The 12719-nt window shown below is 37.0% G+C and carries 12 protein-coding genes and 1 pseudogene; 6 read left to right on the forward strand and 7 right to left on the reverse strand.

Annotated features, from left to right (window positions below):
- Positions 1–20: 20 nt before the first annotated feature.
- Positions 21–1316 carry a glycoside hydrolase family 73 protein gene (locus I588_RS13340; protein WP_010759277.1) on the reverse strand — a complete coding sequence of 432 codons (1296 nt, stop codon included), beginning with the start codon at positions 1314–1316 and terminating at the stop codon, positions 21–23.
- A gap of 217 nt (positions 1317–1533) precedes the next feature.
- Between I588_RS13340 and I588_RS13345 the strand changes: the two genes are divergently transcribed.
- The 4 genes from I588_RS13345 to I588_RS13360 all read left to right on the forward strand — a co-directional run bounded on the left by I588_RS13345 (position 1534) and on the right by I588_RS13360 (position 3455).
- Entirely contained in the window at positions 1534–1803 is a 270-nt protein-coding gene (locus I588_RS13345; RefSeq protein WP_010759278.1) for a hypothetical protein, read from the forward strand.
- A 98-nt stretch (positions 1804–1901) separates the two neighbouring features.
- Entirely contained in the window at positions 1902–2216 is a 315-nt protein-coding gene (locus I588_RS13350) for a hypothetical protein (protein WP_010759279.1), read from the forward strand.
- A gap of 116 nt (positions 2217–2332) precedes the next feature.
- Positions 2333–2677: a hypothetical protein gene (locus I588_RS13355; protein WP_010759280.1), complete on the forward strand. Its 345-nt coding sequence runs from the start codon at positions 2333–2335 to the stop codon at positions 2675–2677.
- Positions 2678–2828: 151 nt separating this feature from the next.
- Positions 2829–3455 carry a PepSY domain-containing protein gene (locus I588_RS13360; RefSeq protein WP_010759281.1) on the forward strand — a complete coding sequence of 209 codons (627 nt, stop codon included), beginning with the start codon at positions 2829–2831 and terminating at the stop codon, positions 3453–3455.
- Positions 3456–3543: 88 nt separating this feature from the next.
- On the opposite strand, the gene I588_RS13365 is transcribed toward I588_RS13360, so the two are convergent.
- The 3 genes from I588_RS13365 to I588_RS13375 form a co-directional block, all read right to left on the reverse strand.
- Positions 3544–4521 (reverse strand): tRNA dihydrouridine synthase, encoded by a 978-nt coding sequence (locus tag I588_RS13365; protein WP_010759282.1) that lies wholly within the window; start codon positions 4519–4521, stop codon positions 3544–3546.
- A 229-nt stretch (positions 4522–4750) separates the two neighbouring features.
- Positions 4751–6493 (reverse strand): daptomycin-sensing surface protein LiaX, encoded by a 1743-nt coding sequence (gene liaX / locus I588_RS13370; protein WP_010759283.1) that lies wholly within the window; start codon positions 6491–6493, stop codon positions 4751–4753.
- A 147-nt stretch (positions 6494–6640) separates the two neighbouring features.
- On the reverse strand, positions 6641–6916 hold the full coding sequence (locus tag I588_RS13375; RefSeq protein ID WP_034694348.1) for an amphi-Trp domain-containing protein: 276 nt from the start codon (positions 6914–6916) through the stop codon (positions 6641–6643).
- 351 nt (positions 6917–7267) lie between these two features.
- Here I588_RS13375 and I588_RS13380 point away from each other — a divergent pair, with 351 nt between their 5' ends.
- The gene (locus I588_RS13380) at positions 7268–8380 is read left to right on the forward strand and encodes a DNA/RNA non-specific endonuclease (protein ID WP_010759285.1); all 1113 of its coding nucleotides are present in this window, start codon (positions 7268–7270) and stop codon (positions 8378–8380) included.
- A gap of 84 nt (positions 8381–8464) precedes the next feature.
- Here the strand turns inward: I588_RS13380 and I588_RS27730 are convergent.
- Positions 8465–8701: pseudogene (locus tag I588_RS27730) on the reverse strand (6-phospho-3-hexuloisomerase); the annotation flags it as partial.
- A 235-nt stretch (positions 8702–8936) separates the two neighbouring features.
- Here I588_RS27730 and I588_RS13390 point away from each other — a divergent pair.
- Positions 8937–9884, forward strand: coding sequence for an alpha/beta hydrolase (locus tag I588_RS13390; RefSeq protein ID WP_010759287.1), 948 nt, complete (start codon positions 8937–8939; stop codon positions 9882–9884).
- Between the two features lie 259 nt (positions 9885–10143).
- Here I588_RS13390 and I588_RS13395 read toward each other — a convergent pair whose 3' ends face one another.
- Complete coding sequence (locus I588_RS13395) at positions 10144–11517, reverse strand: helix-turn-helix domain-containing protein (protein WP_162141131.1); 1374 nt, start codon at positions 11515–11517, stop codon at positions 10144–10146.
- 384 nt (positions 11518–11901) lie between these two features.
- Positions 11902–12717, reverse strand: coding sequence for a triose-phosphate isomerase family protein (locus I588_RS13400; RefSeq protein ID WP_010759289.1), 816 nt, complete (start codon positions 12715–12717; stop codon positions 11902–11904).
- Between the last annotated feature and the right edge of the window lie 2 nt (positions 12718–12719).

Here is a 12719-nt window from a genome sequence, read left to right on the forward strand (position 1 = left end):
CGGCTTTGGTTTTTTCTACTTTAATGACCGTTCCAGGCATGGCCTTCGTATTTCCAACCAACCTTAACCAGTTGTTCTTTCTCGTAATTGTTGGTTGTGTAATGATGGGCTCCTGCTTTAGCATTTGGATTGTACAAGCGTAATAATTTTACTTCCCCACCAGAATACCAGCTAATTCCTTCATATTTCCAGCCTTTAGTCACAAGCATATTCTTTTCCGCTAAATTAAGAGTGTAATGGTGATCACCGGCATTGGGGTTATACATTCGGTAAACTGGCTCCCCTGTTTTTGGTGCCTGCCAAGCAATCCCTTCGTATTTCCAGCCCACAGCGACTAAATTATTCTTTTCACCAGCATTTGCAGTATAGAAATGTTCAGAGCTGTTAGGGTTATAGAGTCTATGCATAGCGACCTTTTCAACTATTGGTTTTACAGCATTACCACCATTATTGTTACTGTTATTTCCCCCGTTATTATTATTTGGAGTGTCATATTGAGTCAAATTATATGTTTCAATGACACTGTTTAAAGTTGCCCCATAGGTTGGTGCAGTAGCATATCTACCGGTTAGCCACGCAGTTGCATCCTTATAGGATTTCGTGTTGCTCTTCCAAGCACCTGAATAGTAATACACCCCTGACTGGAAGGAGGTGTTTTTTAGAACGTAGGCGTTATCGGTTAAAGACTCGCTGAAGGATGGATACTTACGGAATTTAGCATTTACTGTAACCCATTTTCCATCTATGTATTCTTGCGTTTTCATAGTAACTGATTGCCCATTGTAGCTGCCTTTAATTCCAAATAGATTATAATTAGGGGCCATAGATAAGGTACTTTGTCCCCAGCCACTTTCTACGATCGCTTGTGCAATCATCACAGAGGCATATAAATCATTCGCTTGAGCAATTGTTTTAGCATAAGGCGCTACTTGGTTAATAAATACTTGTTGGGTGTTTGTAGAACGAGCTCGAGCTGCACGCATAGAAAATTGCTCAAAAGGAAATGGATGCGTATGAGTTAATTGACCAGATGTATCTTCTGGTTCTTCGATTACAATTTCTTCTGCTTCCTCAGCAGTATCCGCTGAATTTCCGATGATAGCATCGGTTGATTCTGTTGTTGTCGAGATTGAATTTTCCGTACTCTCAGCTGTATTTTCCGATATATTATTTTGCTCTTTTAACGAGCTGGTTTCTTGGTTTGACTCACTTGTAATACTTGATGCAATCTCCTCAGCTAATACTGTTCCTGGACTTCCCATGGATGTAAGCATACTCAACACCGCTACACTTGACAAAAGATATCTGTATTTCATTGTTTCCTCCTTAAAGTAAAATCTAAATTTAATGTAACAAAAAATGATGCTTTAGTAAATCAATTCTTACTAAATTCTTAATTCGTTTTGACCATTTAATTCTTAATCATTTTAAACAAGGTTCATTTCATTAGGATTCAATTAAAATGTGGTTTAGGTGTTAATTAACTCGTTTTACCTTTTTTTGATATAATTAGAACATTAAGGAGGATTAATAATGGATTTGGGACTTATAGCAGCAGCTATCATTTATACAATTTTTATTTTCATGTCACTGATCTATTTCTATCTCTTTAAAAGAGATAAAACTTTTATTCATTTGTATTTTTCACTAATCCCGACTTTTATCTGTATTTACTTATTGATCAATTATCATTATTACCAGCCAGCCGCAGGTGCTAGAATGGTACGTATTTTGTTGGCTGTTTCAATTATCAGCTGTATGATTTATTGGAGCATATACGCGCTGCTTCATCGAAAAGATTAACTAGTTCTCAAATTTTCTTTTGAACGGTTAATCTTTTGGTTGCGACATGATATAATGTTGAATATTGTTTTTACAACGCACAATGAAGGAGTCTACACATGGCTATTTTACTAACGTTACTTATTGATCTTCTAACTGTCATTCTTTTCATCTTTCGAATAACTACTAGTAATCAGGTTATCCTAATCATAAGTGGGGTCATTCAGCTGATGTTCTTTATTGACCTTATCGCTGTCCTATTGCTGCGTACAAAATATGTTCCTTTACCTGCCGCTGAAGCGGTTGATATGGCTCGTCGCAGAAGCCGCCGCGAAAAGAAACGCCCTGGTGGTCTATTTATTGGCCTGTCCTGTTTGGTTTCAGCTGCTATCTTAATCTTTTATCTAGTTACCCTAGCCTCGCTATTCTTGTAAAAAAATTGTTCATCCGATGATTTTTTTTTGATAATTGCTTTTACTTTACACTTAGTCTCTGATAAAATTTTATTGTTGGTTTGTGACCAACAATAAATGAGAAGGAGTTGTTTTTCTTGGATGAGCAATCGTTGAGAATTATCCCAGATGAGATTAAAGGGTGGAATTGGGGCGCCTTTATGTTCAACATTACTTGGGGCTTCGGAAATAGAAGTTACTTGCCATTGTTATGTTTGATTCCGTTGTTTAATATCGTATGGATTTTTGTTTGCGGCTTTAAGGGCAACGAATGGGCTTGGCAAAAAGGGGATTATGAAGATATCGAAACCTTTTTAGCAGTACAAAAAACCTGGAATCGTGCAGGTTTAGTAGCATTTATTATCGCTATTATTGTCATCGTTCTTTATTTTATTTTCTTTGCAGCTATTATGTCCATGCTATTGAATGGACGATATTATTAACATGTAGCGAACTCCTTAAAATCAAGGGGTTCGCTTTTTGGCCGTTTGCCAGCTTTTATGGAGAACTTTTTTACAAAAAAGCTTGATCCTCTTCTTTACAATCACTACTAAAAAAGTAAGAAGGGTTCAATATAGATAAGGAATGTTTATTATGAGAAAAATGATGCTTACTTTAGCAGCTATGAGTACTTTAGGTGTTTTACTGGCTGGGTGTAAACCAAACAGAACCAACTTGGAGTCACATTCTACTTCTGAAAGCAGTATGTCTACGGTCAACAGTCAATCGACAGATACAGCAAATAGCAGTGATATCAAAAATACTAACACTTCTGAAGAATTTGCTATTTCCTTATCAGAGGCAATCAATAGCTATCAGAAACAATATCCCGACACTGACATTACAGGTATCGATATTAACAATAAATTTGGCAATTACTACTATGAAATTACCGGTGTAGATAACAACACCGAGTACGAGGTTGACGTAAATGTGACCACTGGCGAGTTCCGATTAGATCGTGAAGAAGCCCTTGATCACGATGAAAAGAATGGCGTGGAAAGAAAGCAAGAAAAATTAGATCTCGACAACCTGTTATCCTTATCTGAGATCAATTCTATCACACTTAAAGAGGCGGATGGTATTATAGAAGAGTGGTCATTAGAAAAAGAATTGTCGACTACTTATTGGGAAATTTCTGTTCGTAATGAGCATCAGGAAATAAGTGTGTTAATTGACGCTCAATCAGGAAACGTATTAGAGACAGAAGTGGACGATTAAAATTGCTTATAAAAAATCGCTAGCTTATCCATTACTGAAAATTGTAGCTAGCGATTTTTCTCTTAATAAAATTCCAACCTAATATCCATTAAACCAGAACTGTCGAATTCATTTGAAGAAACTCAGCTAAGATTGCTCTTACCTCATCTGTAGATTTCGTATTCATCAGTTTCACCCGCAGGTCGTTTGCTCCCGGGAAGCCTTTGACATAGATTTTGAAAAAGCGGTGCAAACCAACAATCGAACGAGGAACTTGTTCTGAAAATTTGTCTTGCAAATCAAGCTGCAGCTGCAATAAGTCTATTAATTCTTTTGGTGTGTGAGTTCTTGGCTCTTTTTCGAAGGCATAGGGATTTTTGAAGATACCTCGACCGATCATAATGCCATCTACACCATATTTTCCCGCTAATTCCAAGCCCATCGGACGATCTAAAATATCTCCATTAATCGTGATTAAGGTTTGTGGAGCTATCTTATCCCGCAACTCAACAACTTTAGGAATATCCTCCCAATGCGCCTCCACTTTACTCATTTCTTTTCTAGTTCGCATGTGAACTGAGAGATTCGCAATATCCTGCCTTAACAGGTGACTAATCCATCCCTCCAGTTCTTCACGCTGAGTAAATCCGATTCTAGTCTTCACACTTACAGGTATTCCCCCTGCTTTAGCCGCTTCAATTAGCTCAGCTGCAACCTCGGGACGTAAGATTAACCCACTGCCTTTCCCACGTTCTGCTACATTAGGTACAGGACACCCCATGTTTAGATCAATCCCCTTAAAACCCATTTCTGCTAAGCGAATACTCATTTCTCTAAAAAATTTAGGATTATCTCCCCAGATATGTGCGACCATCGGCTGCTCATCTTCTGTAAAGGTTAAACGGCCACGAACACTTTCAATTCCATCTGGATGACAAAAACTATCTGAATTTGTAAACTCAGTAAAAAAGACATCTGGTGCTCCGGCTTTTTGTACGACATGCCGAAAGACAACGTCTGTTACATCTTCCATCGGTGCCAAAATAAAAAATGGTTTTGGCAATTCATTCCAAAAACTATTTGTCACTATCTATTCTTCCTTTCATAACAGCGCAATTACATTTTCAAAAGCATAGTCATTGTACTAGGAATAGGAAAATGAAGCAATGGGAAAGATTTTAAAGCTTCGCCACATTAACCTTAATTTAATGGTAAATTTGTTAAGTTGTTATGATTGTACAGCGTGAAAAAGCTGGCTCATCATTGAACCAGCTTTTTCAGAAATATCTCGTTTGTCTTTTTGATCAACCGTTCTTCTATCGATCAAAATCTTTTAGAAAAATGTTGCCGGTCTTGGAAGAAATATCAATCTGTACCGGATTTTCTAATGGTCGTCGGAAATGGAACAGGCGTTGCTTCGCGTCTTTTCTTTCTCTAACCGTTTGGAAATCAGATAATCGATAATTGATTTCTCCTAAACTAGTTTTAGCTACCCCTTCTAAACCAAGAGAGGTTGGCAGGGAAACTTTAATAGTACCGTTAACTGAATTGGCCCGAATTTTTTTCAACTCGCTATTACCAACGGATAATTTAATATCGCCATTTACTAATGAAGCATCAAAGTTGGCTACATCCGCTGTTGAAACAATCGAGCCATTTACTGTTTCAATGATGGCATCCACAATTGCACCTTTATCAATCTTAATTTCATTATCTGTTCCTTGAATTTCCAGCACAGCAGCTCCAATATTTTTAAAAGTTAGTTCACCACGAGTAGACTTAACAAAAAGATCGTCAGCCTCAATATTTTTGACGGTTAAGTTGCCGTTCAGCATCCGAATCTTGATATGGTTATACGTTTGTTCCGGTAGGTGAAAGGTCAATTCAGCACTCACTCGTTTGTTGTGAATATGGAACAGCAGTCGTTCATCATTAACGGTAATTTGACTTCTTTCCATGAAAGACTCCATTGGATCCGCCTCATACATTTTTCCATGAAGCTTAATTTCCGCATCCACCATCATGTAGGACCTTGGCCAAGTTTTAAAAATAATCGAACCATTGGCTAATTTGATATCTAAGTCTGAAATGATTTCGTCTTTAAAATTGAACCGATGATCAAAACGCGTGTTGCCAGAATTACCGACAGCAGGAAGTTTAAGCTCATTCCATCTTCCATCCACTGTATCAGCAACGGTCTTCAAGGTGCGATTAACTAGTTGGTTAATCCGACTGTTAAAATTATCTGATCTAACGGTTGTCTTCTCAAATTCATCTTCATAAAATTCTTCCGGCGATTCGTCATAATTAGGCGTTTCAGTTTGCCAGACCGGGATGGAATAAAAGTCTTTTTCTACCGTTTCTTTTTCTCGCTTCAGCTGTTTGATTTTTGTTTCCAAGTCTGACATTTCTTTTTTTGTTTGCTGATACAAAATAAGATTTTCTTCCGAAATTATTTCCAATTCAGCTTCGAGCTTAAGATTTCTAAAGACTTCTTGCTTGGCCTTCAGTGTTTCAGTCAATGGTTGAATTTGTTGATCAAGCTGATTAAGCTTTGTTAAAGAAGCATTCTCTTTGTTTCCAGTTTGATTGCCAGATGTACTCTTGGTCTCTTCTACGGGAGCAGTATGCCATTGTTGATCAGTGGTTTCCCATTCATCAATCAGGCTGGCAACATGATCTCTAGGCGTCTCGGGTTCCTGTACAGTCTTAGCTTCTTGAATGCTTTCTTGTTTTGGCTCTTGAACAGTTTCCTGTTCTACTTTCGTATCCTGCTGCTCATAGTCAGTTTCGGATTCGTTCTCCGGTTCAAATCCCACTATTGCTTCTTGTAAAGGTTCGGCAGAAGTTTGTTCCACCGTTTCTTTTTCAGATTCAGTGATTTCTTCTGGTTCTTGAATGGATGCTGCTTTAGGTTCTGCTGCTATCTCTACTGAATCTTGTTTTTTTTCTTTATCTATTGCTTCTGCTTGTTCAATTTCTTCAAGCAAATTCAATCCCTCTTCAGGAGTAATGGTTCCTTCTTTGATTGCTTCAAGTATTTCTTTGCGTATCGTCATTATACTGCCTCCTTGTTAGACTGTCTTTCTCCATGATTCTATTATGCAAGATTTATTTGACTTTTTCATAGGGCAAAAGGAGTATTTTTCCATAATAAAAAGCCATGCTTTGGCTAAGACCAACCCATAGCTTTTCATCTAAAATTACTATTTAATACCTAATTTTCCAGGAGCTTGATCTCCTGTGCGCCAATCGAATTCAATTTCAAAGGAATGCTTATCGCCTTTTTTCTCGTAAGAATATTCAACCTTCAAAGTATCGGATGGATTCACTAAAATCTCCCGTTCTCCTTCTGTTAAGATAAAGGCTCCTTCTTCCTTCAATTTTCTCGCAATTGTCTCAAGCGTCGTGGCAAATTCTACTAATGTCTGGCGTTCTTCGCGATCTACTAACACTTCTGTCACAGGTTTTTGTTCCATCATGTTGCCCCCTCCTTAAAATCTATCTATTAGTGACTAAAATATACTCCTTTACTTTCTTCAATTCTATTATATCTAGCATTAAAGAGTTAGAAAAGGCATAATAAGATAAGAATAAAGAACTTGGTATACGTTTTTTAGAAATTACCAGTTAGCATGCCTTTTTACCATACAAACAGATTATGATCCCTTTTCGCTGATTTTTATCGTATTCTAGCAAATGTTTTGCGATGGATGACTGATTTATTTTATACCAACTAAACATTTGAATCTTTAGTTATTTAAAGTTATAATCTTCGAGGATTGGAATTAGTATACTATTTTCACCAAGCTTATCTAAAAGGAGTTATTACTATGAATGTTATTTTGATCTTAGTAGGCTTTCTTGGTTTTATAACAGCTATTTTTACGAAGTCATCCAAAAAAGACAAGATTACTTTATTGGCCATAGCAAGTGTTGTGATTACAACAGGAGCAGCATTGGTACCTCCAACTGAATCAGTTCACGCTGCTGATAAAAGTTCACAGTCAAAAAAAGTTGAAAAAAGGACGAGTTCAAAGCAAAAAGACGAACAGAAAAAGGCACTTGAGGCGATTCATGAAAGAATTAAGCAAGAAAACAACAATCTTGCTGCGCTTGATTACACTGGGACTCAGACTATTGAGGTAAACAACAACATTCCAACTTTTTCCAAAGCGGATTTGTCCTTGGCTAACAAAGCATGGGAAGATTATGGAAGCTTAGATAAGCTGAATCGTGCAACTTATGCAGAGGCTATGCTGAATAAAAGCTTGATGCCTACTAAAAAACGAGGAGACATTTCCAAGGTTAAGCCGACTGGCTGGCATAATAAAAAACTGGGAAAAAGTTATCTATACAACCGCTCTCATCTGATTGGCTATACACTTTCTGGTGAGAATGATAACTGGAAAAATTTGATTACTGGTACTACTCAGCTGAATAATCCTGAAATGCTGCGTCATGAGATGGACATCAAAGCTTATCTTGAGAAAAGTAAAAAGAATTATGTCCGTTATTCGGTAACACCCGTTTTCAGAGGGGATGAGCTTCTAGCTCGAGGTGTTCATTTAATGGCTCAGTCAATTGACAGTGATGCAATTAGTTTTAATGTTTACATTTTTAATGTTCAAGATGGTGTAACCTTGAATTATGCGGATGGCACTAGTCAAACGGACAAGGAAATTGCTGCGCAGCAACAAGAATCCCAAGAGAAAGCGAAACAAGAAGCACAGCAGTCAGCTCAAGCTCAACAACAGCAAGCAGCTGCGAACTCATCTGGTGGTCAGGAATATGTGGACGCTAATGGAAATGGCTTAATAAAAGGTTCAAAAAATGGGATTTATCATATTCCCGGAAGCCAATATTATGATCGAACTACTAATCCCGTTGCTTGGTTTAAAACCGTTGAAGAGGCTGAGCGGGCTGGATATCGTGCACCTAATTAGAAACAACAACTAAATGCTAATAACTTGTTCACCAACAAACGCAAGACCAACCCATTTTCATGGATTCGTCTTGCGTTTATCAGTTTATTCAAAATCAGCATGGCGCCTGAACATTTGCTCAGAGGTCTCACCTAATTCATCCATTAAATTTAATACAATTCCATCAAAGGTCAAGAAAGCCAATTGTTCAAAAGCCGAACCCATCGGCTGAGAGAAATTGTCCTCTTTCATGGTACCTGGTAAAACTAATACACCGTCTGCCAAATGACCAAAATTGTAGAATCTTTTTTTCATAGAGACTAAGGCTAAGTCTACATCACTTTATTTAACTTTTTTCTGGGCTGATTAAGCTGTTGATTCATTCAAAGATTGTAACCGTTCACTCTCCACTTAAAAATTAGTAGAACAAATATGTCTTTAAATCACCATTTATCCTATCTAATTCTCGTAATTTTGACCTTTTTTCGATTTTGTTAACGCTTCAACAAGCTAATTAGTTGTCTTGAGTCTAGGATGAGCCTATGATTAGCAAACTAACAGGAAAGAAGGAATGGATATGTCAGAACGAATTTCTTTAGAACAATCTGCATTGGAGTTTAGCATTGCCAATGAAAGTGAACCCTACATTTATCAACTCCCTGTAGAGGAAGCACGTGCATTATTAGAAAAAGTTCAAGATTCTCCTGTCGAAAAATTTGATGTCGATAGCCGAGATGAAACTTGGGACCTGGGTGAACAAGGTTCAATCAATGTCCGCATTATCAAACCTAAGGATACTACAGAAAAATTGCCAGTGATTTTATATATTCATGGAGCCGGCTGGGTACTAGGCAGCGCTCATACCCACGATAAATTAGTTAGAGAGCTGTCTGTCAGAACAAATTCTATTGTGTTTGTTCCCGAATATGATCGCTCACCCGAAGCAAAATATCCCGTAGCCATTGAACAAAGCTATGCAACTCTTTTAAAACTAGTCGAAGAAGTCGAGGATAATTATGACATTGGTAGAATTACGGTCGCCGGTGATAGCGTTGGCGGAAATATGGCTACCGTTATTACTATGTTGGCAAAAGATCGTCAAGGTCCCAAGATTAATCAGCAATTGCTCTACTATCCTGTAACGAATCACAGCTTTGATACAGATTCCTATAATCAGTTTGCTACCGATTATTTTCTAGCAAAAGATGGGATGAAATGGTTCTGGGACAATTATTTGCCAGAGGGCCAAGACACCACGATAAAAACCATCTCTCCGTTACAAGCTACAAAAGAAGAGCTAACTGGATTGCCGGCTGCTATGATTCTCAACGGTGAAGCCGATGTTTTAAGAGATGAAGGCGAAGAATACGCTCGTCACTTGCGGGATGCTGGTGTTGATGTGTCACAAGTCCGTTTTCAAGGTATGATTCATGATTTTGTTATGGTCAATTCAATGGATCAAAGCAATGCTGCCAGAGCGGCGATGGATCTTTCAACCGCATGGCTGAACAAGCGAAACAAATAAACTGTGACTAACTATTGGATCGAACAAACTTCGCGTTTGCTCGCTTTTTTTCACTAATTAAATAGAAAAAAGCAATCGATTTTGTTAAACTAGATAACTAAATTGGAATTTCCTTCCAGTGAACTATACTTTTCAAAAAATCAGTGGGAATCTATCTATAATTATAAAATAGACTCAACATACTATATTCACCAGTACGTTGAGTCTATTTTAAGTATTCTTCATAATCGATTCTATTGTTTTATCGAATTGACCGAAGTCATCCCACCTGCTTGTCTACCCCTTTACTAGTTCGATATTTTTCATCGGCAATTCTAGTTAATTGTTTTAACAGAAGCTCACAGCCTTGTGTTGATTCTTGAGATTGAATCACTACAATTGGTACCCGTCTTGGCAAATTGAGAAGATTTCGTTTCGAAATCGCCATGTCTGAAATTATTAAATCTACCTCTTCATTGAGCTCTTGAACAATTTCAATATAAAAATGACTAAAAATGTCATGCAGTCTTGTACTAAGCAAAAACTCTGGAGCTTTATGACTGAAAATCAACACTTTGATTTTTGGATGAAAGAACCGTTTATCTAATTCAAAAAATAGAATTTTATAATAGGCTGCGCAAACATATTCGACGAAGCCAACTTCAAAACCATTCTGCTTTTTGCTGTATTTCTCCATGATAATGCTATAAAATGAGCGTTCACGTTCATGATTTTCGTAAAATTCGAAGGGATGATAAACATAGAGGTCTAGTGCTTTTTGTTTTAAAAAATCAGCAAAAATAAGGATTTGGTAAAAAACAGCAATTAACCGACAAAAAATAGTGTTTCGCTCCTGATCTGAAAATGAGGACAGGGCATAGTGCTCAACATTTTGTACTTTTTCTTCTATTTGGCCGAGAAAATCTATTTCCTTTAGTACATTAGATCTTTTAAAAAACTGCGGAATTTCTTCGTCTTGATAACCTAAGCTATTACTTAACAAACAACTAATCAAAAAACGCGCTTCAATTGTCAATTCATTGGCAGGAATAGTTGGTACTTTTTGCCTCAACTGATGAATAAATTGATTAAATATTAACTGTTCGCTATCAGAAGAAGGCTCCCAAAAATACTTATTTTCTGCTATAGTATTTTTTTGTGAGCGATACAGCGTAATTGCGATCCCATAGTTAATCAGAGTAAAGCGAGTCGTAAACTTCTTATACAATACAGGTGACAAAATATCTAAAAGCTCGTAAATCTCAGGTAAATGAATAAATCCAAACGGCCATTTATATCCTCCATAAACTTGCTGAAAGATTCCTGTATACAGCATTCTTATCGTTAGCTCGTCTCCCTCCAAGAAAATTTTCCGATTGCTTCTTAAAAAAATATTATTGGCAAAATCTGCTATGTATGTTTTCAGGAATAGTAATTCCTTTTTCAGCGGAGAATATGCTATATCTAATTTCTTAGTAATTTCCCCAAGGGTCCATTTTCTTGATGACAGTAATAATGAGAATAGTTTAAAGCGCAGGGAATTCTCTAAATAATATAGCCGAATAAGGTCAATGGTAAAATCTTCTGACGTACTTATGTAAAGGTAATTTTGATTAGTGATTTGGGAAAGCTGCACTTGCTTCTCAATAGCCATTTCCTTAATATCCTGCCGAGCTTCAACAATTATTTTTTTTACTGTGGGATAAGATACATTTAAAATTTTCACGAACTCTTTAATATTTATTAGGGTATTTCGATTATGGAATAGATACTCCAATAGTAGATACCGTTTCTGATAATGTGTATCCATCAATTCTTTAACCACGAGAAAATCCCCCACTAAAAATAGCTGCTCTTTACTATCATCATACATAACAGAATTACCTATGAATTTCGTCTTTTTTCACATATGAGAAAAACTCGAGAAATAATGCAGTGCTTTTTAGTTGTCATTTACAGCTAAAAAATACTCATCCTTAAAGTCTTATCACAAGATAGTAGATAAGACTTTAAGAATGAGTTCATTGATATTCGACAATTATGCTTTCAAGTGCTTTACTGTTTCAATAATCTGCTGCAGTCGATTGGAGTCGCTGCCAAACCGACCAAGTAAGACTCCATCTAAATTTGCTTCTTTTATCATAGTGGCACTATTTTCTGGACTGACAGATCCACCATATACGATCCTAATTTTTGAATTGGCATCCTCACCATATATTTTCGCAATTGCTTTCCGTATAAGCGTCGTAGCTAGTTTAATATGAGGAGTGCCTGCTGCTTTGCTTTTGCCGACTGCCCAGGCGGGTGTATAAGCAATAACTACTTTATCCAGATCTCTTTCATCGACACTATATAAACCATTGAAGATTCTCAAAAATAATTCGCGCTCTAACTCTCGTTCATAGTTTGGATATTTTGGCTCATCAATTACATTATCTGCATCTTTTTTCTCAAACTCTCCAACACACAAAATTGGGTGAATTCCTTTTTTTAGTGCCAATTGGATTTTCTGATTAATTACATCATCCGTTTCATTGTAGAGCTTTCTTCGTTCCCAGTGCCCTAATTCTACAAAAGTTCCATCCATATCAAGCAAGGATTCAATGGAAAACTCTCCACTCAATTCGCCCTTTTCGATGGGGGCAATATTCTGAGAACCGAGATGAATCGCTGTCTTTTTTAAAACCTCATGTACTGGATAAATCGTGCCCATTGAAGGCAAAATAACGATATCGATGTCTGTCTCAGTGTTTTGCTGTTCGCTAATTTGTTTGGCAAACTCTTTAGCTGCTTTGATATGATTCTGTCGCATGGACCAATTCATGATGACTAGTGGTCTTTTTTGCTTTGTCATAG

Origin of the sequence: Enterococcus pallens ATCC BAA-351 (assembly GCF_000407485.1) — a bacterium.
Classification (GTDB): Bacteria; Bacillota; Bacilli; order Lactobacillales; family Enterococcaceae; genus Enterococcus_A; species Enterococcus_A pallens.

Excerpts from the sequence above, each read along its gene's own strand:
- I588_RS13340 (WP_010759277.1), bottom strand. The coding sequence starts at position 1,316 with ATGAAATACAGATATCTTTTGTCAAGTGTAGCGGTGTTGAGTATGCTT.
- I588_RS13345 (WP_010759278.1), top strand. The coding sequence starts at position 1,534 with ATGGATTTGGGACTTATAGCAGCAGCTATCATTTATACAATTTTTATT.
- I588_RS13350 (WP_010759279.1), top strand. The coding sequence starts at position 1,902 with ATGGCTATTTTACTAACGTTACTTATTGATCTTCTAACTGTCATTCTT.
- I588_RS13360 (WP_010759281.1), top strand. The coding sequence starts at position 2,829 with ATGAGAAAAATGATGCTTACTTTAGCAGCTATGAGTACTTTAGGTGTT.
- liaX (WP_010759283.1), bottom strand. The coding sequence starts at position 6,493 with ATGACGATACGCAAAGAAATACTTGAAGCAATCAAAGAAGGAACCATT.
- I588_RS13375 (WP_034694348.1), bottom strand. The coding sequence starts at position 6,916 with ATGATGGAACAAAAACCTGTGACAGAAGTGTTAGTAGATCGCGAAGAA.
- I588_RS13380 (WP_010759285.1), top strand. The coding sequence starts at position 7,268 with ATGAATGTTATTTTGATCTTAGTAGGCTTTCTTGGTTTTATAACAGCT.
- I588_RS13390 (WP_010759287.1), top strand. The coding sequence starts at position 8,937 with ATGTCAGAACGAATTTCTTTAGAACAATCTGCATTGGAGTTTAGCATT.
- I588_RS13395 (WP_162141131.1), bottom strand. The coding sequence starts at position 11,517 with ATGGCTATTGAGAAGCAAGTGCAGCTTTCCCAAATCACTAATCAAAAT.
- I588_RS13400 (WP_010759289.1), bottom strand. The coding sequence starts at position 12,717 with ATGACAAAGCAAAAAAGACCACTAGTCATCATGAATTGGTCCATGCGA.